This is a genomic window from Burkholderia sp. GW821-FHT14F03 (assembly GCF_058803765.1).
Genome location: NZ_JBXAPG010000025.1, coordinates 40491 through 57775, shown reverse-complemented (window position 1 = coordinate 57775; position 17285 = coordinate 40491). Strand labels below are relative to the sequence as shown.

Genomic DNA, 17285 nt, shown 5'->3' with positions numbered 1-17285 from the left:
CGGCTGTCCTGCCCGCGCGCCGCATCCCGCCGCCCGTGACGGCGGCGGCGCTCCTGCTCCCACACCGCGATGCCCCTGCCTCTCCTCGCCCTTGCCGTTGCCGCCTTTGGTATCGGTACCACCGAATTTGTCGTGATGGGCCTGCTGCCCAATGTCGCGCGCGATCTCGGCGTGTCGATCCCCGCCGCGGGGATGCTGGTGTCCGGCTACGCGCTCGGCGTGACGATCGGCGCGCCGATTCTCGCGGTCGCGACCGCGAAGATGCCCCGCAAGCGCGCGCTGATGGGGCTGATCGGCCTGTTCATCGTCGGCAACCTGCTGTGCGCGCTCGCGCCCGGCTACGCGGTGCTGATGGCCGCGCGGGTCGTCACCGCGTTCTGCCACGGCGCGTTCTTCGGCATCGGCTCGGTGGTCGCGAGCAGCCTCGTCGCGCCGAACCGGCGCGCGCAGGCGATCGCGCTGATGTTCACGGGCCTCACGCTCGCCAACGTGCTCGGCGTGCCGCTCGGCACCGCGCTGGGGCAGGCGTTCGGCTGGCGCTCGACCTTCTGGGCGGTGACCGGCATCGGCGTGCTCGCCGCGGCGGCGCTCGCGGTCTGCCTGCCGAAGCAGCTGGAGATGCCCGGCACCAGCATCACGCGCGAATTCAGCGTGCTGAAGAACCCGCAGGTGCTGATGGTGCTCGGCATCAGCGTGCTCGCGTCGGCGAGCCTGTTCTCCGTGTTCACCTACATCACGCCGATCCTCGAGGACGTGACGGGCTTCACGCCGCACCAGGTCACGCTCGTGCTGCTGCTGTTCGGCGTCGGCCTCACCATCGGCGGCACCGCGGGCGGCAAGCTGGCCGACTGGCGGCGCATGCCGTCGCTGCTCGCGACGCTCGCGCTGATCGGCGTCGTGCTCGCGCTGTTCTCGGCGACGATGCGCGAGCCGTACGCCGCGCTCGCGACGATCTTCGTGTGGGGCGTGCTCGCCTTCGCGATCGTGCCGCCGCTGCAGATCCTGATCGTCGACCGCGCGAGCCATGCGCCGAATCTCGCATCGACGCTCAATCAGGGCGCGTTCAACCTCGGCAATGCGACGGGCGCCTGGCTCGGCGGCATGGCGATCGGTTCCGGCGTGCCGCTCGGGCAGCTGCCGTGGCTCGGCGCCGCGATCGCCGTCGCGGCGCTCGCGCTCACGGCGTGGTCCGCGTCGCTCGAACGGCGGCCGGTGGCGGGCTCGACCGGCGCGGCATAAGCCCGGGCATCGCCCCGGGGCGCGCCCGCGGGCCGCCCCGCTCCGCCGGGCCTGACCCGCGTCATCCATCGGCCACGCCGATACTTCCCTGTTTGTTTTGGCCCGAACGGCCGGTGTAGCATCACGCCCGATGAAAACCGTCCTCACCCGCGACTTCCTCGCGTTGATCCTCAGCGTCGCCGTGGTCGGCCTCGGCACCGGCGCCACCCTCCCGCTCACCGCGCTCGCGCTGAACCAAGCCGGCCACGGCACCGACGTGATCGGCCTCCTGACCGCCGCGCAGGCGGGCGGCGGGCTCCTGATCGTGCCGTTCGTGTCGCGCATCACCGGCCGCTTCGGCGCGCGCCAGATGATCGTCGCCTCGGTGCTGCTGCTGTCGGCCGCCACCGTGCTGATGCAGTTCACCACGAACCTGGTGGCGTGGAGCCTGCTGCGCGTGCTGTGCGGCGCCGCGCTGATCCTGCTGTTCACGATCGGCGAGGCATGGGTGAACCAGCTCGCGAACGACGCGACGCGCGGCCGCGTGGTCGCGATCTATGCGACCACCTTCACGCTGTTCCAGATGACGGGCCCGGTGCTGGTCAGCCAGATCGCGGACTGGACGGCCGGCCGCTTCGCGCTGTGCGGCGCGCTGTTCCTGCTCGCGCTGCCGTCGCTCGCCTCGATCCGCCGCGCGCCGCTCACCGACGGGCCCCACCAGGAACAGCACGATCACTGGCGCCGCGTGATGCCGATGATGCCCGCGCTGATCATCGGCACCGCGTTCTTCGCGCTGTTCGATACGCTGGCGCTGTCGCTCCTGCCGATCTACGCGATGGACCACGGCGTCACGGGCGCGGCCGCGGTGCTGTTCGCGTCGATCATGCTGTTCGGCGACACCGCGATGCAATTCCCGATCGGCTGGCTCGCGGACCGGCTCGGCCGCGAGCGCGTGCATCTCGGCGCGGGCGTCGTGGTGCTCGCGCTGATGCCGTTCCTGCCGCTCGTGGTCGCGACGCCGTGGCTGTGCTGGCCGCTGCTGTTCGTGCTCGGCGCGGCGGCGGGCGCGATCTACACGCTGTCGCTCGTCGCCTGCGGCGAGCGCTTCCGCGGCGCGGCGCTCGTCACCGCCAGCTCGCTGGTGTCGGCGTCGTGGAGCGCCGCGAGCTTCGGCGGCCCGCTGCTCGCGGGCGCGCTGATGGAACGCTGGGGCAGCAATTCGATGGTCGGCGTGCTGGTCGCCGGCGTCCTCGTGTTCCTCGCGGCCGCGCTGTGGGAGCGGCGCGCGCTGCCGCAGGGCGACCTGCGCGCCGGATCGTAGAACGCCGCGCGCCGTTCTCGGCGCGCAGCGAAACGGCGGCCGCGCAAGGGCCGCCGTTTCGCTGCGGCCCCGGCATGGCGCCGGGGCCCCGCGCGTCAGCCGTGCGCCAACGCGGGCAGGATCTTCCCCGCGCAGACGCCGAACCCGACCCGGTAGCCCTCGCCCTGGCACCAGCCCGCGAGCGTGAGCTCGTCGCCGTCCTCGATGAACGCGCGCGCGCCGCCGCCGTCCAGCGCAACCGGCTCCTTGCCGTTCCAGGTCAGTTCCAGCAGGCTGCCGAACGAATCCCGGGTCGGCCCGCTGATCGTGCCCGAACCCATCAGGTCGCCCACCCGCGTGTTGCAGCCCGACACCGTGTGGTGCGCGAGCTGCTGCGCCATCGTCCAATACATGTGCTTGAAGTTGGTGCGCGCGATCGTCGTCGCGACGGACGCGCCCTCGGCGCGCAGGCGCACTTCGAGATCGATATCGAAACCGTGCGCGCCCGCGTGGCGCAGGTAGCCGAGCGGCTCCGGCTGCTGCGTGGGCTGCGCGACGCGGAACGGCTCGAGCGCGTCGAGCGTGACGATCCACGGCGAGATCGTGGTCGCGAAGGTCTTCGCGTTGAACGGCCCGAGCGGCACGTATTCCCACTGCTGGATGTCGCGCGCGCTCCAGTCGTTGAGCAGCACCATGCCGAAGATGTGCGACTCCGCGTCCTCGCACGCGATCGGCTCGCCGAGCGCGTTGCCGCGTCCGACGATGAAGCCCGTCTCCAGCTCGATGTCGAGCTTGCGGCACGCGCCAAACTGCGGACGCTCCGCATCCGGCAGCTTGAGCTGGCCGTTCGGCCGGCGCACCGGCGTGCCGCTCACCACCACCGACGACGCGCGGCCGTTGTAGCCGATCGGCATCTCCGACCAGTTCGGCAGCAGCGCATTCTTGGGATCGCGGAACATCGAGCCGACATTGGTCGCGTGTTCCTTCGACGAATAGAAATCGGTGTAGCCCGGGATCTCGACGGGCAGATGCAGCGTCGCGTCGCGCTGCGCCACGAGCACCCGCGCGCGCAGCGCGGCGTCGTCGCGCAGGCGCGCGTGCGCCGCCTCGAACAGCGTGCTCAATTGCACCCGCACGCCGCGCCAGACCTCGCGCCCGAGCGCGATGAAGCCGTTCAGCGCGGCGCGCTCGAACACGTCGCGCGGCGCGCCCTCCGGCAGGTCAAGCAGGCCCGCGCGCTGCAGCGCCGCGAGATCGATGATCATGTCGCCGAGCGCGACGCCCGCGCGCGGCGCGGGATGGCGCGCATCGCTGAACGCGCCGAACGGCAGGTTCTGGATCGGAAAATCGCAGTCGACCTCATTGGCCGACTGCAGCCAGCTCTTGCGCGCGGGATCGAGGGTCGCGCGCAGTTCGGGGGTCAAGCTCATCGTTGCTCCGGATTGAAGTATTTGCGGATGCCCTGCCAGCACTCGAAGTAGTTCAGCTGCCGCTGCGCCGAATCGAGCGCGTGGCGGGTCGGACGGATCAGCGTGCGGGTCTCGAACATGAACGCCATCGTGTGATCGACCTTGTGCGGCCGGGTCGTGTCGGCGGCGGACGCCTTCTCGAACGATTCGGCATCCGGCCCGTGGCCCGACATGCAGTTGTGCAGGCTCGCGCCGCCGGGCACGAAACCGCCCGCCTTCGCGTCGTAGGCGCCGTGCACGAGGCCCATGAACTCGCTCGCGACGTTGCGATGGAACCAGGGCGGACGGAACGTATCCTCGGCCGCGAGCCAGCGCGGCGGGAAGATCACGAAGTCAATGGTGTCGACGCCCGGCGTGTCGCTTTGCGACTGCAGCACGAGGAAGATCGACGGATCGGGATGGTCGTAGCTGATCGTGCCGATCGTGTTGAACACGCGCAGGTCGTACTTGCAGGGCGCGTAGTTGCCGTGCCACGCGACCACGTCGAACGGCGAATGGCCCAGCTCCGCGCGCCACAGCACGCCGTTCAGCTTCGCGACCAGCTCGAACGTCCCTTCGCGGTCCTCGTAGGCCGCGACCGGCGTGAGGAAGTCGCGCGGGTTCGCGAGCCCGTTCGCGCCGATCGGGCCGAGATCCGGCAGGCGCAGCAAGGCGCCGAAGTTCTCGCAGATATAGCCGCGCGCCTCGCCGTCCGGCAGCGACACCGCGAAGCGCACGCCGCGCGGGATCACCGCGATCTCGCACGGCTCGACGTCGAGGCGGCCGAACTCCGTCATGATGAACAGGCGCCCCTGCTGCGGGACGATCAGCAGCTCGCCGTCCGCGTTGTAGAAAAAGCGATCCTCCATCGAACGGTTCGCCGCATACAGGTGGATCGCGCAGCCGTTCATCGCCGCGGCCGAGCCGGTGCCGCCCATCGTCACCCAGCTGTCGATGAAGTCGGTCGGCGCGCTCGGCATCGGCATCGGATCCCAGCGCAGCTGGTTCGGCGGCGTCGGCGGCACGTCGGCCGAATCCGCGAAATCGCCGACGATGCGGTGCGCGCCTTCCAACCGCTCGAACGGCCGGTGCATCGAGGCCGGCCGGATCCGGTACAGCCAGGCGCGGCGGTTGTGGCCGCGCGGCGCGGTGAAGGCCGTGCCGGACAGCTGCTCCGCATAGAGGCCGTACGGCGCGCGCTGCGGCGAGTTGCGGCCCTGCGGCAACGCGCCCGGCAGCGCCTCGGTCGCGAACTCGTTGGCGAAGCCGCTCTGGTAGCCGGCCGCGCAGGGTGTCGAAAGGTCAAGCGTCATGGTTGTCGTTCTCCATCATCATTCTCAAGCGGCGCGCGGCGTCTGCCCGCCGCGCCGCCGCGTCACGCCCGCGAGGCCCAGCACGAACAGCGCCGACCCCAGCACCGGCAGCGCGGCCGCGTGGAACAGGGCGCCGTTCGACCAGTTGAGCGCAATCAGTTGTCCGCCGACGAGCGGCCCGAGCACCGAGCCGATCCGGCCGATGCCGAGGCTCCAGCCGATGCCGGTCGAGCGCAGCGCGGTCGGGTAGTACTGGCCCGCGAGCGCGTTCACGGCCGGCTGGCCGCCCACCACGCAGAAGCCGCCGACGAACACCGCCGCCAGCAGCCACGGCAGCGAGCCCGCGACCGTGCCGATCAGCCCGACCGACAGCGCCGCGCACGCGAAGCAGGCGAACAGCACGCGCACGAAGCCGTGGCGCTCGATGAACCAGCCGAGCGACAGCGTGCCGATCACGCCGCCCGTCTGCAGCACGGTGCCGACGATCACCGCGACGCCCGGCGTGTAGCCGGCGTCGCGCATCACGGTCGGCAGCCAGTTCGACAGGAAGTACAGGTCGATCAGGTTCATGAAGCTGATCGACCACAGCAGCAGCGTGACGGGCAGCCGGCCCGCGCGGAACAGCTCCGCCACGGGCGCGCCCGCCGCCGCCGTCTCGCGCGCGACGAGCCGCGTGCCGGCGTCGAGCGCGAGGCCCGGCGCGAACGCGGCGAGCCACTGGCGCGCCTGCGCGTCGCGCCCCTTCAGCACGAGGAACTGCAGCGATTCGGGCAGGCGCGCGAGCATCACGAGCGCGAGCACGAGCGGCACCGCGCCGCCGACCACGAACACCGCGCGCCAGCCGAACGCCGGGATCAGCGCGGCGCTGACGAAGCCGCCGAGCGCCGCGCCGACCGTGAAGCCGCACGACACGATCATCATCCGCTTCACGCGATGCGCTGCGGGGCTGAACTCGCCGACGAGCGCCATCGCATTCGGCATGATGCAGCCGAGCCCGAGCCCCGTGACGAAGCGCAGCGCGATCAGCGCGGGAATCGTCGACACGAACGGCGTCGCGAGCATGCTCAGCGCGAAGAACAGCGTCGAACCGATCAGCACCGGGCGCCGGCCGATCCGGTCGGCCAGCACCGACAGTCCGAGCGCGCCGAGCAGCATGCCGAACAGGCTCGCGCTGAACACCGGGCCGAGCGCCTGCTTCGGCACGCCCCATTCGGCGATCACGCTGGGCGCGACGTAGCCCATCGCCTGCGCGTCGAAGCCGTCGATCACGAGACACAGCCCGCACAGCGCGAGCAGCATCCAGTGGAACACCGGGCGATCGGTCTCGTCGATCACGCGCTCGATCTCGAGCACGCGCGCGGTCGCGGCCGGCGCGCTCATCGCGGCGTCTCCGCAGCGGGCGCGACGCGCGCCGCGCCGGCGCGCGCGAGCGCCATCGCCTCGCGCAGCACCGTCAGGTCGCCGACCTGGTTCGCGAGCAGCAGGATCAGCTTCGCATTGACGAGCTGGCTCTCGCTGTCCGACAGGTCGCGGTGCATGTCGATCAGCGCTTCATAGAACGCGTCGGGATCCGGCAAACGCGAACGGGTGTCGAGGGGCATCGAAGGTCTCCGCTTCATGGGGATGCGTGTGGCAAGGGCGCGCGCATCGGTTTCACGCGGCGCAGATCGCGCGCGCCAGCGCGGCGCGCACCGCGCCCGCGTCGAGCGCGCGCAGGCGCGCACAGACGTGCTGGTCCGGCCGCAGCAGATAGAAGGTGCCGGGCCGCGCGTCGTAGCGCCGCGCGGCGAGGCCGTCGAGATCCTCGAGCACGTCGACGCCGTCGGCCGTCCCGCCCTCGCCCGCCGGCACCACCAGCACCGGCGCGATCGGCAGCGCATGGCCGCGCAGCGCGTCGACGAGTGCCGGCGCATCGGCCAGCGCGCCGAACAGCAGGCCCGTGAAGCCGTCGCCGAGATGGCGCAGCAGCCAGGCGTCGCCGTGCGCCGCGCGCACCGGCGCGTCGGCCGCCGCCGCGCCCGGGACGAGCGGCCCCGCGAACGCGTCGCCGGGCCGATCGGCCGTGTTGAGCGGCGAATCCGCGAGCACGGCCGGCACCGACAGGCGTCCGCTGTTGACGAGCCGGCGCGCGAATTCGCAGTCGCGCGCGAGCGTCAGCGTCGCGTCGCGGAACACGCGCGAGATCGCGCTCTTCGGCGTGATGAAATCGGTCGCGCGGGTCGAATGGCGGATGTTCTCGTCGGCCGCGTACTCGCGCTCGCTCGCGTAGCTGTCGAGCAGCCGCTCGGGTGCGCGGCCGTCCAATACCAGCGCGAGCTTCCAGCCGAGGTTGTCGGCATCCTGCACGCCACTGTTCGCGCCGCGTGCGCCGAACGGCGACACGCCGTGCGCCGCATCGCCCGCGAACAGCACGCGGCCGTGGCGGAAATGCGCGATGCGCTGGCAGCGGAACGTATAGACGCTCACCCATTCGAGCGTGAAATCGACGTCCGGCCCGAGCAGCGCGCGCACCCGCGGGATCACCCGCTCCGGCTGCTTCTCGGCGACCGGATCGGCGTCCCAGCCGAGCTGGAAATCGATGCGCCACAGGTTGTCGGGCTGGCGGTGCAGCAACACCGACTGGTTCGGGTGGAACGGCGGGTCGAACCAGAACCAGCGTTCGGCCGGAAACGGCGCGTTCATGCGCACGTCCGCGATCAGGAAACGGTCCTTGAAGGTGCGGCCGGCGCTGTCGAGGCCGAGCATCGCGCGCAGCGCGCTGCGCGCGCCGTCCGCCGCGACCACGTAGCGCGCGCGCAGCGTGCGCGGGCCGTCGGGCGTGTCGACCGCGACTTCGACGCCATCGGCCGTCTGCGCGAGCCCCGTGACCTTGTGCCGCCAGCACAGCGCGAGATCGGGCAGCTCGGCCGCGCGCTCGGCCAGGTAGCCCTCGACGTAGTACTGCTGCAGGTTGATGAACGCGGGCCGCGCATGGCCCGGCTCCGGCAGCAGGTCGAACGCGTAGATCAGCGCGTCGCGCAGGAACACCTTGCCGACCTGCCAGCGCACGCCCTTCTCGACGAAGCGCTCGCCGCAGCCGAGGCGGTCGAAGATCTCGAGCGTGCGTTTCGCGAAGCAGATCGCGCGCGAGCCGCTCGACAGCGTGTCGTCGTCGTCGAGCAGCACGACGGGCACGCGCTGGCGCGCGAGGTCGATCGCCGCGGCGAGCCCGACCGGGCCCGCGCCGACGACGATCACCGGCAGCGGCGCGGCCGCCGCGTCGCGGGAGGCCGCGCACGGGCGGTATGCGAACTTCAGCGTCTGGTAGTCGATGCTCATGATCGCCGCCGCGCCGCTCAGCCTTCGAGCGTCTGCCACATCTCGCGATCGCGCTCCGCGGTCCAGATGCGCGGGTCGGGATAGCCGGTCGCCTCGTCGTAGGCGCGGGTCACGTCGAACGGCATGCAGTGATCGAAGATCACCCAGTCGCCGAAGCCCGGCTTCAGCGCCGCGAACGTGTCCTTGTAGATCGCATTGAGATCGCGCCCCTCGGCCGCGCCCGCCTTCACGCGCACGTACAGCTCGCTCACGAACGCGCGCGTGCCGGCGAGCCCGTCCGCCACTTCCTGCGGCGTCTTGAGCGCCGCGCCGCGGCCCGGCACGAGCTTCTCCGGGCGCAGCGCCGCGATCGCGTCGAGCGTGTGCGGCCAGTCCTGGAAGTAGGCGTCGCCCGCGTACGGCGTCGCGCCGTACTCGACCAGATCGCCCGACAGCAGCACCTTCTCCTGCGGCAGCCAGACGACCGTGTCGCCCTTGGTGTGGCCGCGCCCGAGCTGCATGATGCGGACCTCGAGCTTGCCGAGCCACAGCGTCATCTCGCCGCGGAACGTCAGCGTCGGCCAGGTCAGCCCGGGCACCGACTCGACCGAGCGGAACAGGCGCGGAAAGCGCCCGATCTCGCTCTTCATGTCGGCCTCGCCGCGCTCCACGATCAGGTCGCGGGTGTCCTGGCTCGCGATCACGTGGTCCGCGCCGTACGCGGACGCGCCCAGCACCCGCACCGCGTGATAGTGCGTGAGCAGCACGTACTTGATCGGCTTGTCGGTGACCTCGCGGATCCGGCGGATCACGTCCTGCGCCATCACGGGCGTCGCCTGCGTATCGGCGACCAGCACCGCGTCGTCGCCGATGATGATCCCGGTGTTCGGGTCGCCCTCCGCGGTATAGGCGTAGGCATGCTCGGAGAGGCGCTCGAACGTCACCTTCTTCTCCGCCAGGTCCGCCTGCGATGCAAATTTCTTCTCGACCGCCATGTCTCGCTCCTTGCTCCGTATTGAGGGGAAATGCCGTGACGACGTGGCGCGCCGCGCCGTCCGCGTACTGATCTACGACAAGTGCCGGAATTTACGCATGGTAAAACGAATTACGATTAGTGAAATCAACGTATACCCTGAGCGACGAAGGCCGACCCCGATATCCTTATCAGCAATTCGCCGAGCCGTTCCCGATTGGCGCTGCTAATATCAGTAATACGGCGGCCACTTCGGTCGCCTTTCTTCCATCCGGAGTCCATGATCGCGCCCACCATTCCCGAGCTGGTCGCCCGCGCCGGCGCGCTGCCGTTCCTGCGCGAACACCTCGCGCTCGACGACGGGGCCCGGGTCGCATGCGCCCGGCTGCGCGGCCTCACACTCGACAGCGCCTACGAGCCGATCTACGACGTGACGATGCCGGGCGCGCCGCAATCGACGTCGTTGTCGGACACGATCGAGCGGTTTGGTGACGAATTGGGTTTCCAGGCGGTGACACAGGTGGGCGGCGCACCGTTCGATCCGTTCGACGCGGTGATCGACGACCAGTCGCTCGTCGCGCTCGACCGCCTCGCGCGCTGCCTGCACGCGATCAACTTCTTCGGCGCGCAACGCCACGGGCTGCTGTTCCTGCGCGTGCACGAGCGGCTGCTGAAGAGCGTCAAGTACGACCACGGCAAGCATTTCTCGTCGGTGCTGACGAGCTTCGGCCTGCACCCCGAGCGGATCGTGATCGAGCTGCCCGCCGTCGCGGTCGCGCACAAGACCTTCCTCGGCTACCTGACGAAGAGCTACCAGCATCACGGCTTCAAGGTCGCGGACAAGCTGCCGGACCCGGGGCGGATCCTTGCGGTCGAATCGGACATGGCGCGGCCGGACTACATCAAGATGGATGCCGCGATCGCGTTGCGCGACGGGATGGTGAAGGCATTGGTCGCCTATGCGCAGCGCGTGCACATCCCGCTGATCTTCGACCAGGTGGCCGACGAGGCGCAGTTCGAGCTGCTGCGCCAGCACGACGTGCGGCTGATGCAGGGGCCGGTGTTCTCGCATCCGGCCACGGCGACCTGAGCGGCGCGCGGTTCAACCCTCGCCGTCGTGTTTCGGCAGGTCGTCGGCGATCTCGAGCCCGGGAAAACGGCTCGCATACCAGATATGCCAGGCGGGACGCACGCGCGACGGATCGTCGAGCGTCGCGTAATTGACTTCCACTGTGCCGGGCGCGTCGTGACGCCGGAATTCGAGCTGCGTGCCGCACTCGGCGCAGAAACGGCGCATGCCCCACGCGCTCGACGGATATTCACGCGGCACGCCGCGCAGATAGACGAACGCGCCGGCCGGCACCGACGCCGAGGCGAGCAGCGCCGCGCCCGTCGTGCGCTGGCACAGGCGGCAGTGGCAAAAGCCCGCGTCGGCCGGCACGCCGGCGATCCGATAGCGGATCGCGCCGCAGGCGCAGCCGCCCTCCAGTTCTTCCCGTTCCGTCATGCCGCCTCCCACCGTTGGCCCGCGCCCGCCCACGATACCGCAACGGTTTCGCGCCGTCAGGCCGGCTGGCCGAAACGCCGGGCGAGCGCGCGCAGCTTCGGGCCGATCCGGTTGCGGAACACCGCCTCGCTCATCGACGAGGCCGGCCCGCTGCAGCTCAGGATCAGCCAGCGCCCTTCGCGCGGTTCGCGGAACGGCACCGCGGCCGCGTTCACGTCGTCGTGCCAGTCGCGAAACGAATAACAGCAGCCGGTGGCCGCGAATTCGTCGACCGCCCGCCGCGCCGCCTCGATCTGCGCGGCGGCCGCGCGCCCCCCGCCCGCCCCCTTGCGCAGCTCCGCGAACAGCGCCTCGCGCACCTCGACGGGCTGCACCGCGAGATAGGCGCGCCCCATCGAGCTGGTCAGCATCGACAGCCGCGAACCGGCCGCGAGGCCGAGCGTCAAGGCGGTCTCGCTGCGGATCGTCTCCAGATAGATCATGTCGAGGCCGTCGCGGCAGCCGAGCGACACCGCCGCGCCGATCTCGCGCGCGAGCGCGCGCAGGTGCGGCCGGGCCAGTTCGAGCGCGTCGGCGCCCGCCAGCAGCGCATAGCCGAGCGACAGCACGCCCGTGTCGAGCGCGTACTTGCCGAGCGCGTCGTCGTAGCGCAGGTAGCCGAGCACGGACAGGGTGTACGCGAGGCGGTTGACCGTCGCCTTCGGCAAGCCGGTGCGCTCGACGAAATCGCGGTTGCCGAGCATCGTCTCGCCGGGCCGGAACGCGCGCAGCAGATCGAGCCCGCGGGCCAGCGCGACGACGAACTTGCGTTCGTCGAGCGGGGTGTCGTCCATGGTCGAAAGAATCATCGGGTGCTACACTGAGTGCAATTTGCAAAACATTGTTCCGCACTGCGGAACCTCAGTCAAGCGAGGAGATGAGACGATGGCCGCTGCAAGCTTCCACTGGGACGATCCACTGCTGCTCGACCAGCAGTTGGGCGAAGACGAACGCATGGTGCGCGACGCCGCGCACGCCTACGCGCGCGACAAGCTCGCGCCGCGCGTGACCGAATCGTTCCGTCACGAGCGCACCGACGCGGCGATCTTCCGGGAGATGGGCGAAATCGGCCTGCTCGGGCCGACGATCCCCGAGCAATACGGCGGCCCGGGCCTGAACTACGTGAGCTACGGGTTGATCGCGCGCGAGGTGGAGCGCGTCGATTCGGGCTATCGCTCGATGATGTCGGTACAGTCGTCGCTCGTGATGGTGCCGATCCACGAATTCGGCTCCGAGGCGCAGAAACAGAAGTACCTGCCGAAGCTCGCGAGCGGCGAATGGATCGGCTGCTTCGGCCTGACCGAGCCGAACCACGGCTCGGATCCGGGCAGCATGGTGACGCGCGCGAAGAAGGTGCCGGGCGGCTACGCGCTGTCGGGCGCGAAGATGTGGATCACCAATTCGCCGATCGCCGACGTGTTCGTGGTGTGGGCAAAGCTGGAGGAAGACGGCCGCGACGCGATCCACGGCTTCATCCTCGAACAGGGCTGGAAGGGCCTCAGCACGCCTGCGATTCACGGCAAGGTCGGCCTGCGCACGTCGATCACGGGCGAGATCGTGCTCGACGAGGTGTTCGTGCCGGAAGAGAACCGCCTGCCGAACGTGACCGGCCTGCGCGGCCCCTTCACCTGCCTGAACTCGGCGCGCTACGGCATCGCGTGGGGCGCGCTCGGCGCGGCCGAATCCTGCTGGCACACCGCGCGCCAGTACGTGCTCGACCGCCACCAGTTCGGCCGCCCGCTCGCCGCGAACCAGTTGATCCAGAAGAAGCTCGCCGACATGCAGACCGAGATCACGCTCGGCCTGCAAGGCGTGCTGCGGCTCGGCCGCATGAAGGACGAAGGCACGGCCGCCGTCGAGATCACCTCGATCATGAAGCGCAATTCGTGCGGCAAGTCGCTCGACATCGCACGGCTCGCCCGCGACATGCTGGGCGGCAACGGCATCTCCGACGAGTTCGGCGTCGCTCGCCATCTCGTGAATCTCGAGGTGGTGAACACCTACGAGGGCACGCACGACATCCACGCGCTGATCCTCGGGCGCGCGCAGACGGGCATCCAGGCGTTCTTCTGAGCGACGCCCCGCTTCCGCATGAAAAAAGCGCCGCTGTCAGCGCTAATGCCGTTCAGTTAAGGTTCTTTCCTAGGAAGCGGACGGGATAACGAGCAGGACGGGACTTGACGGCCCGATCGCATTTGCGATCGGGCCGTTTACGTTGATGAGCAGCTTGAGGTGTGCGCGAAGTCGCCTGAGGACGGCGGGCAGCTTGGCGAAGGCAGGCGTACGCGCGGCCCACATCATTTCGTGCTGGATGAGATGGCGCGAGCGAACGAAGCTGAGTTCGCTCGGTTCGCACTTGGCCTCGAAGGCAGCGCAAGCCATTTCGCGACGAATCAGGTTGTAGGCGATCAACGCCCCCCGATTGCCTGGTAGATGCCGTCGACGGTCCGGTTGCGATCCAGCATGAAGATCGGGTGGGCGGTCAGCATCGCGCCAAACGCGAGCAGCTTGGCCCGCCGGTTACAACTCCAACCCCAAAAGAAAATGCCGTTCAGGTCTTAACTGAACGGCATTACCGGCATGCCGGGGGTTTTTCTTTCCGGACGGCGCCGCTTACTTGTTCGGCTGCGGCGTGAGACGCAGGTACGGACGCAGCGCCTTGTAGCCCTTCGGGAAGCGCTGCTTGATCTCGTCCTCGTCCTTCAGCGACGGCACGATCACGACATCGTCGCCGTCCTTCCAGTTGCCCGGCGTCGCGACCTTGTAGTTGTCGGTCAGCTGCAGCGAATCGATCACGCGTAGCACTTCGTCGAAGTTGCGGCCGGTGCTCGCCGGATAGGTGATCGTGAGGCGCACCTTCTTGTTCGGGTCGATCACGAACAGCGAACGCACGGTGAAGGTCTCGCTCGCATTCGGGTGGATCATGTCGTACAGCTGCGAGACCTTCCGGTCGCCGTCCGCGATGATCGGGAAGCCGACGCTCGCCGCCTGGGTCTCGTTGATGTCGTTGATCCAGCCCTGGTGCGACTCGACGCTGTCGACCGACAGCGCGATCGGCTTCACGTTGCGCTTCGCGAACTCGTCCTTGAGCTTCGCGGTCAGGCCCAGCTCCGTCGTGCACACGGGCGTGTAGTCCGCCGGATGCGAGAACAGCACGCCCCAGCTGTCGCCGAGCCATTCGTGGAACTTGATGCGGCCGAGGCTCGAATCCTGCTCGAAATCCGGGGCGGTGTCGCCAAGACGTAGACTCATGTTGCAGCTCCTTGATCGGTGCGTGGGCGGAATCCGCGCGCACGGCGCGCACGGGGAATAGTCGAGCTTACGGGAACCTGCGCGCGGCGCGAACGATTATTCCGTCAGATATTCATATATTTTTGTCATTTTTGCCGACGCGGTAAGCCATGCCGGAAACTTTTTCGTTCCGGATCAAGTCTTTATCACTTTTGCAGGCCGATGACTCGGCGTGAAAACGCCGCGCGCCCACGATCGACCGGGTTCGCTCGCCAGCGGGCACGGGTTTCGCTAGGATGTCGGGGTGCGGTACGCTTCAGCATGAAGGGAGTCGCAATGTCGGAAGTCAACAAGGAGAAACTGATGTCGGATATCAAAACCGTTCTCGCGGATGCAGAAGATCTGTTGAAACAAGCCGCAAGCAGCACGGGCGACCGGGCGACCGAACTGCGCGAGAAGGCGCTGTCGCGCCTCAAGCAGGCAAAGGAAAAAGCGGCTGACGTGCAGGTCGTCGTGGTCGAGAAGGGCAAGAAGGCCGTCCGCGCGACCGACGACTACGTGCACGAGCATCCGTGGACCTCGATCGGCATCGCCGCGGGCGTCGGCGTGCTGGTCGGCCTGCTGATCAACCGCAAGTAACGCGCCGCCGCGCAGGCCGACGCCTGCCGCACTCACCCCGGTGTCCGGCCGGCGCCCCGCGCCGCGGCCGGTTCCGGGCTGGCCGTCCCCCGCCCGCGCCCACTGCTTACCCCATGACAGACACCTCATCGTCCTCGTCCGCGCACGGTCCGCTGCGCCGCCTGCTGGGTTCCGTGTTCGCGCTGCTGCAAACGCGGCTCGAACTGATCGGCATCGAACTCGCCGAAGAAAAAGAACGCCTGCTGGCCGTGCTGTTCCTCGGTCTTGCCGCGATGATGCTGGCGACCATGGCGCTCATCAGCCTGACGGTGCTGATCGCGATCGCGTTCTGGGACACCTACCGCTGGCAGGCGCTTGCCGGCCTGACTTCGCTCTATGCGATCGCGGGGCTCGTCTGCGCGCTGAAGGCGCGCGCCGGCCTGCGCGATGCGCCGAGCGTGTTCGAGACCACGCTGAACGAGCTGGAAAAAGACCGCGCGCTGTTCCGCGGCAAATCCTGATCGCGCGTCGCGCGCCTTTCCACTTTTCTCGCCCACGCGCCATGAGCCAATACGAATCCGGCCAACCGTTCCGCCCGCCGTCGTCCAGGCGGCCGATGAGCGCGGCCCAGCACCGCGCGCTGCGCAAGGAACTGCTGATCCTGCGCTCCGACGTCGAGCGCCTGGAATTTGCCCAGGCGGGCGCGGAGCTGCGTCAGGCCGTCACGCATTTCAAGTGGCTGAAACTGCTGCTGCCGAATTTCTCGGGCGGCCCGCTCGGCCGCTCCGCGAAGGGCGTGAACGCGAGCCTCAACACGCTCGTCAGCCAATATCCGTTGATCAGCTCGATCGTCTCCGCCGCGCTCGCGCGGCCCATGCGCTCGCTGCTCGGCGCGGGACTGAAGCCCGCGATCAAGTGGGGCGCCCTTGGCCTCGCCGGCTGGGGCGCCTACCAGGCCTGGAGACAGATGCGGTCCGCCGATCGGACGGGCGACGACGCTAACGCGTAGCCAGTCGTCGCGACGGCGCCCGCCTCGTGCTGCGCCGTTCGTTGTTCAGCGCGTGGACCAGCAGCCGTCGGGCATCACCGAGGGATCACCGGCGGCGCGGTTCTCGCGGACGCCATCCGCGTGCAGGACATAGATGCCGCACGCATCGTCGCGCATCGCGCCACCGGGGCTCGGGCGGGCTTCGAGCGTGTAGCTCCCCGTCCCGCTCTCGGGTGCGCGCAGCACGAGTTCATAGACGGCCCGCCCATGCGCGGGAACACGGTCGAATCCGTCGGGCAGACGCGCCGGCAAACCCGTCTCGAGCATCTCGACATGGTGCGCGGCCCGATACAGCGCCGCCATCGCATCGAACCTGTGCCCCCGTGCGATGTGATGCCGGTAGGATGGCACCGCGAATGCAGCCAGGACCGCCGCGACGGCAAGCACGATCATCAGCTCGACGAGCGACACGCCACGACGCAGGCGCGCCGGGCTGCGCGAGACGACGACGCGCATCAGCCGCCGCCCTGCACGATGCGCCGCCAGCGGCGCACGACGCGTTCGCCGTCCACTCTGATCTGCGCCTGCAGCCATTCGACCGTCGCCCGCGTCGCGCCGATGCCGCGCGCGGTGATCAGTTCACCGCTTGCCGGCGCGCCGCCGCGCTCGATCACGCAGCTCGGGGGCTGCGCGGCGTCGGGCCACGCGGCAAACGGACGAATGGCAGCGGCGGCATCGAACGCACCGGGCTGTCTCCATTGCGCGAGCCCGCGCGCCGGATCAGAGGCATGCGGTCCGTCGACCTCGGCGAGGTCGACGGCAGACACGCCACCGTTTGCCGCGCCGCCGGCATGATCGCCGCGCAGAACGGCGCTCACGCAGGCGTCCAGCGCGGCGTCGGCCGCACGAAACGCGATCGCGCGGCTTGCAAGGCCGACGCCGCGCCGGGCTTCGACGAGTGCGATCTCGAACCACGCGGCAGTCAGCGCCAGCAGCGCCGCCATCACGGCCAGCACGACGGGCAGCGCCATGCCTTTCGACGGAGCCGCGCGCACGACACGAGCGTGATGCCTGCCCCGCCACGCAACGCGCACGGCGACGTCGCCCCGCTTCGCCGCCTCCTGGTTGCGGATCGCAACGCGATGACGCAACACGAGCCGCGCCCGCGTATCGCGGGCCGCCTGCACGCGCCCGTTGCGCAATCGATGTAGCGCACCGCACATCCAATGGACCGACCGCGCAACGCGCTTACTGACATCGACCCGCCTCATGCCGCCTCCTGGTTGCGGATCGCAACGCGATGACACAACACGAGCCGCGCCCGCGTATCGCGGGCCGCCTGCACGCGCCCGT

Annotated in this window: 18 protein-coding genes and 1 pseudogene; 7 read left to right on the top strand and 12 right to left on the bottom strand. The window is 69.5% G+C overall.

The genetic code is table 11. The features are described from left to right. Positions 1 to 69 precede the first annotated feature (69 nt). Positions 70 to 1239, top strand: coding sequence for an MFS transporter (locus tag AC1RQF_RS18395; RefSeq protein WP_274001387.1), 1170 nt, complete (start codon positions 70 to 72; stop codon positions 1237 to 1239). A gap of 130 nt (positions 1240 to 1369) precedes the next feature. Beyond that, entirely contained in the window at positions 1370 to 2539 is a 1170-nt protein-coding gene (locus AC1RQF_RS18390) for an MFS transporter (RefSeq protein WP_492872652.1), read from the top strand. Between the two features lie 95 nt (positions 2540 to 2634). Here the strand turns inward: AC1RQF_RS18390 and fahA are convergent, their stop codons facing one another. Genes fahA through AC1RQF_RS18360 form a run of 6 tightly spaced genes read right to left on the bottom strand, consistent with a single transcriptional unit; the run spans position 2635 to position 9571 of the window. Further along, positions 2635 to 3948, bottom strand: a complete 1314-nt coding sequence (fahA, locus tag AC1RQF_RS18385) for a fumarylacetoacetase (protein ID WP_492872651.1) — start codon at positions 3946 to 3948, stop codon at positions 2635 to 2637. Next, the gene (gene hmgA / locus AC1RQF_RS18380; protein WP_274001381.1) at positions 3945 to 5279 is read right to left on the bottom strand and encodes a homogentisate 1,2-dioxygenase; all 1335 of its coding nucleotides are present in this window, start codon (positions 5277 to 5279) and stop codon (positions 3945 to 3947) included. Before hmgA ends, fahA begins: the two co-directional genes overlap by 4 nt. A gap of 24 nt (positions 5280 to 5303) precedes the next feature. Further along, complete coding sequence (locus AC1RQF_RS18375) at positions 5304 to 6659, bottom strand: MFS transporter (protein ID WP_274001379.1); 1356 nt, start codon at positions 6657 to 6659, stop codon at positions 5304 to 5306. Continuing rightward, positions 6656 to 6880 carry a DUF2783 domain-containing protein gene (locus tag AC1RQF_RS18370; protein ID WP_274001378.1) on the bottom strand — a complete coding sequence of 75 codons (225 nt, stop codon included), beginning with the start codon at positions 6878 to 6880 and terminating at the stop codon, positions 6656 to 6658. Before AC1RQF_RS18370 ends, AC1RQF_RS18375 begins: the two co-directional genes overlap by 4 nt. Before the next feature lie 52 nt (positions 6881 to 6932). After that, complete coding sequence (locus tag AC1RQF_RS18365) at positions 6933 to 8597, bottom strand: FAD-dependent oxidoreductase (RefSeq protein ID WP_492872650.1); 1665 nt, start codon at positions 8595 to 8597, stop codon at positions 6933 to 6935. Between the two features lie 17 nt (positions 8598 to 8614). Next, positions 8615 to 9571, bottom strand: coding sequence for an MBL fold metallo-hydrolase (locus AC1RQF_RS18360; protein WP_492872649.1), 957 nt, complete (start codon positions 9569 to 9571; stop codon positions 8615 to 8617). Positions 9572 to 9829: 258 nt separating this feature from the next. Here AC1RQF_RS18360 and AC1RQF_RS18355 point away from each other — a divergent pair, with 258 nt between their 5' ends. Next, on the top strand, positions 9830 to 10639 hold the full coding sequence (locus AC1RQF_RS18355) for an EAL domain-containing protein (RefSeq protein ID WP_274001372.1): 810 nt from the start codon (positions 9830 to 9832) through the stop codon (positions 10637 to 10639). 12 nt (positions 10640 to 10651) lie between these two features. Here the strand turns inward: AC1RQF_RS18355 and AC1RQF_RS18350 are convergent, their stop codons facing one another. After that, positions 10652 to 11056: a GFA family protein gene (locus AC1RQF_RS18350; protein WP_274001370.1), complete on the bottom strand. Its 405-nt coding sequence runs from the start codon at positions 11054 to 11056 to the stop codon at positions 10652 to 10654. 56 nt (positions 11057 to 11112) lie between these two features. Next, positions 11113 to 11904, bottom strand: coding sequence for an IclR family transcriptional regulator (locus tag AC1RQF_RS18345; protein WP_492872648.1), 792 nt, complete (start codon positions 11902 to 11904; stop codon positions 11113 to 11115). Between the two features lie 76 nt (positions 11905 to 11980). Here AC1RQF_RS18345 and AC1RQF_RS18340 point away from each other — a divergent pair, with 76 nt between their 5' ends. Then, on the top strand, positions 11981 to 13168 hold the full coding sequence (locus tag AC1RQF_RS18340) for an acyl-CoA dehydrogenase (RefSeq protein ID WP_492872647.1): 1188 nt from the start codon (positions 11981 to 11983) through the stop codon (positions 13166 to 13168). A 52-nt stretch (positions 13169 to 13220) separates the two neighbouring features. Here the strand turns inward: AC1RQF_RS18340 and AC1RQF_RS18335 are convergent. Together AC1RQF_RS18335 and AC1RQF_RS18330 are read right to left on the bottom strand one after the other, a co-directional pair. Beyond that, positions 13221 to 13551, bottom strand: a pseudogene (locus AC1RQF_RS18335) (IS4 family transposase); the annotation flags it as partial. Between the two features lie 157 nt (positions 13552 to 13708). Continuing rightward, positions 13709 to 14347: a peroxiredoxin gene (locus AC1RQF_RS18330; protein ID WP_252982962.1), complete on the bottom strand. Its 639-nt coding sequence runs from the start codon at positions 14345 to 14347 to the stop codon at positions 13709 to 13711. A gap of 315 nt (positions 14348 to 14662) precedes the next feature. Here AC1RQF_RS18330 and AC1RQF_RS18325 point away from each other — a divergent pair, with 315 nt between their 5' ends. From AC1RQF_RS18325 to AC1RQF_RS18315, 3 genes are all read left to right on the top strand, one after another. Further along, positions 14663 to 14965 carry an ElaB/YgaM/YqjD family protein gene (locus tag AC1RQF_RS18325; RefSeq protein ID WP_274001364.1) on the top strand — a complete coding sequence of 101 codons (303 nt, stop codon included), beginning with the start codon at positions 14663 to 14665 and terminating at the stop codon, positions 14963 to 14965. 113 nt (positions 14966 to 15078) lie between these two features. Beyond that, positions 15079 to 15465, top strand: coding sequence for a phage holin family protein (locus tag AC1RQF_RS18320; RefSeq protein ID WP_274001363.1), 387 nt, complete (start codon positions 15079 to 15081; stop codon positions 15463 to 15465). Between the two features lie 95 nt (positions 15466 to 15560). Continuing rightward, on the top strand, positions 15561 to 15953 hold the full coding sequence (locus AC1RQF_RS18315) for a DUF3318 domain-containing protein (RefSeq protein ID WP_274001361.1): 393 nt from the start codon (positions 15561 to 15563) through the stop codon (positions 15951 to 15953). Between the two features lie 45 nt (positions 15954 to 15998). On the opposite strand, the gene AC1RQF_RS18310 is transcribed toward AC1RQF_RS18315, so the two are convergent. Together AC1RQF_RS18310 and AC1RQF_RS18305 are read right to left on the bottom strand one after the other, a co-directional pair. After that, on the bottom strand, positions 15999 to 16448 hold the full coding sequence (locus tag AC1RQF_RS18310) for a type IV pilin protein (protein WP_274001359.1): 450 nt from the start codon (positions 16446 to 16448) through the stop codon (positions 15999 to 16001). Beyond that, positions 16448 to 17203, bottom strand: coding sequence for a hypothetical protein (locus AC1RQF_RS18305; protein ID WP_492872646.1), 756 nt, complete (start codon positions 17201 to 17203; stop codon positions 16448 to 16450). The genes AC1RQF_RS18310 and AC1RQF_RS18305 overlap by 1 nt, the downstream gene beginning before the upstream one ends. Positions 17204 to 17285 lie beyond the last annotated feature (82 nt).

What these genes read in the sequence shown, in the direction of transcription:
- AC1RQF_RS18395 (WP_274001387.1), top strand. Translation starts at nt 70, where the DNA reads ATGCCCCTGCCTCTCCTCGCCCTTGCCGTTGCCGCCTTTGGTATCGGT.
- AC1RQF_RS18390 (WP_492872652.1), top strand. Translation starts at nt 1,370, where the DNA reads ATGAAAACCGTCCTCACCCGCGACTTCCTCGCGTTGATCCTCAGCGTC.
- fahA (WP_492872651.1), bottom strand. Translation starts at nt 3,948, where the DNA reads ATGAGCTTGACCCCCGAACTGCGCGCGACCCTCGATCCCGCGCGCAAG.
- hmgA (WP_274001381.1), bottom strand. Translation starts at nt 5,279, where the DNA reads ATGACGCTTGACCTTTCGACACCCTGCGCGGCCGGCTACCAGAGCGGC.
- AC1RQF_RS18375 (WP_274001379.1), bottom strand. Translation starts at nt 6,659, where the DNA reads ATGAGCGCGCCGGCCGCGACCGCGCGCGTGCTCGAGATCGAGCGCGTG.
- AC1RQF_RS18370 (WP_274001378.1), bottom strand. Translation starts at nt 6,880, where the DNA reads ATGCCCCTCGACACCCGTTCGCGTTTGCCGGATCCCGACGCGTTCTAT.
- AC1RQF_RS18365 (WP_492872650.1), bottom strand. Translation starts at nt 8,597, where the DNA reads ATGAGCATCGACTACCAGACGCTGAAGTTCGCATACCGCCCGTGCGCG.
- AC1RQF_RS18360 (WP_492872649.1), bottom strand. Translation starts at nt 9,571, where the DNA reads ATGGCGGTCGAGAAGAAATTTGCATCGCAGGCGGACCTGGCGGAGAAG.
- AC1RQF_RS18355 (WP_274001372.1), top strand. Translation starts at nt 9,830, where the DNA reads ATGATCGCGCCCACCATTCCCGAGCTGGTCGCCCGCGCCGGCGCGCTG.
- AC1RQF_RS18350 (WP_274001370.1), bottom strand. Translation starts at nt 11,056, where the DNA reads ATGACGGAACGGGAAGAACTGGAGGGCGGCTGCGCCTGCGGCGCGATC.
- AC1RQF_RS18345 (WP_492872648.1), bottom strand. Translation starts at nt 11,904, where the DNA reads ATGATTCTTTCGACCATGGACGACACCCCGCTCGACGAACGCAAGTTC.
- AC1RQF_RS18340 (WP_492872647.1), top strand. Translation starts at nt 11,981, where the DNA reads ATGGCCGCTGCAAGCTTCCACTGGGACGATCCACTGCTGCTCGACCAG.
- AC1RQF_RS18330 (WP_252982962.1), bottom strand. Translation starts at nt 14,347, where the DNA reads ATGAGTCTACGTCTTGGCGACACCGCCCCGGATTTCGAGCAGGATTCG.
- AC1RQF_RS18325 (WP_274001364.1), top strand. Translation starts at nt 14,663, where the DNA reads ATGTCGGAAGTCAACAAGGAGAAACTGATGTCGGATATCAAAACCGTT.
- AC1RQF_RS18320 (WP_274001363.1), top strand. Translation starts at nt 15,079, where the DNA reads ATGACAGACACCTCATCGTCCTCGTCCGCGCACGGTCCGCTGCGCCGC.
- AC1RQF_RS18315 (WP_274001361.1), top strand. Translation starts at nt 15,561, where the DNA reads ATGAGCGCGGCCCAGCACCGCGCGCTGCGCAAGGAACTGCTGATCCTG.
- AC1RQF_RS18310 (WP_274001359.1), bottom strand. Translation starts at nt 16,448, where the DNA reads ATGCGCGTCGTCGTCTCGCGCAGCCCGGCGCGCCTGCGTCGTGGCGTG.
- AC1RQF_RS18305 (WP_492872646.1), bottom strand. Translation starts at nt 17,203, where the DNA reads ATGAGGCGGGTCGATGTCAGTAAGCGCGTTGCGCGGTCGGTCCATTGG.